At 58.9% G+C, this 1,244-nt stretch carries 2 pseudogenes; both read right to left on the bottom strand.

What is annotated here, in order from left to right:
* Positions 1 to 151: pseudogene (locus tag EOA24_RS43655) on the bottom strand (adenosine kinase); the annotation flags it as partial.
* Positions 152 to 252: 101 nt separating this feature from the next.
* Positions 253 to 1,244: pseudogene (gene metK / locus EOA24_RS38435) on the bottom strand (methionine adenosyltransferase); the annotation flags it as partial.

Below are 1,244 nucleotides of genomic sequence, written 5' to 3'. Positions count from 1 at the left end.
CCATGCGGCTGTAGAGCAGTTCGGCGCGCCTGGCGTCGATGAGGTTCATCGCGCCCTTGATGATGCCGTTGGCCTCGAGGAAAGCCTCGTCGCATTGCGCGATGATGTCGACAATGGCATTGCCGATGCAAAGCAGGTCATATTCCGGCATCAATGTCTCCGCCAAGGAACTACCCGGCTATCTGGCATGCCGGCCGCGCGCGGGTCTAGCGAGTTGAAATGGATTGCCGCATTCGCTTGATCCAGCCGCCCTCACGCAGCTGCCGGTCCTGCTTCACGCAGCAAGTCGTCGGCTCTGTCCGTCTTTTCCCAGGTGAACTCAGGCTCTTCACGGCCGAAGTGCCCGTATGTCGCGGTCTTGCGGTATATCGGGCGTAAGAGATCAAGCATCTTGATGATGCCTTTCGGTCGGAGATCGAAAAGCTCAAGAATAACGCGCTCGATCTTTTTTTCCTCAATCCTTGCGGTTCCGAATGTGTTGACCATGACAGAAACCGGACTGGCCACGCCGATCGCGTAAGCAAGCTGAACCTCGCAGACCTCCGCAAGTCCGCTGGCAACGATGTTCTTCGCGACATACCGGGCGGCATAGGCCGCCGAGCGGTCAACCTTGGATGGGTCCTTGCCCGAAAAGGCGCCGCCGCCGTGACGCCCCGTTCCACCGTAGGAATCGACGATAATCTTGCGTCCCGTGAGGCCGCAGTCGCCGGCAGGCCCGCCGATCACGAATCGCCCTGTTGGGTTGACCAGAAATCTGATCCCCGTCGTATCCAAGTCGGGCGGCAAGAGCGGCTTGATGATCTCCTCAATGACACCTTCGCGGACTGTTTCCTGGGAGACTGCCTCGTCATGCTGCGTCGACAGGACGATCGTATCCAGCGCCAACGGGCGGAGACCCTCGTAGCGTACCGACACTTGAGATTTCACATCCGGACGCAGCCAGCCAAGCTGTCCCGTTTTTCGGACCTCTGCCTGTCTTTTGGTCAAACGGTGAGCGAGTTGGATCGGCAAGGGCATCAATGTATCCGTCTCGTTGCATGCGAATCCAAACATGAGGCCCTGATCTCCCGCCCCTTGATCGAGATCCTGCCCTCGTCCTTCGTCAACGCCCTGGCTTATGTCGGGCGACTGCTCGGTGAGAGCCAGAACGACGGCGCAACGTCGACCATCAAAGCCGATGGCATCGTCGTTAGCCAATATCGAGGATCGTATCGCGGGCAACTTGGCTGTAATCGATCTGCGCG

It is taken from the genome of Mesorhizobium sp. M2A.F.Ca.ET.039.01.1.1, assembly GCF_003998035.1.
GTDB lineage: Bacteria > Pseudomonadota > Alphaproteobacteria > Rhizobiales > Rhizobiaceae > Mesorhizobium.
The sequence above is the reverse complement of the archived record's forward strand: the minus strand, read 5'-3'. Positions and strand labels throughout refer to the sequence as shown.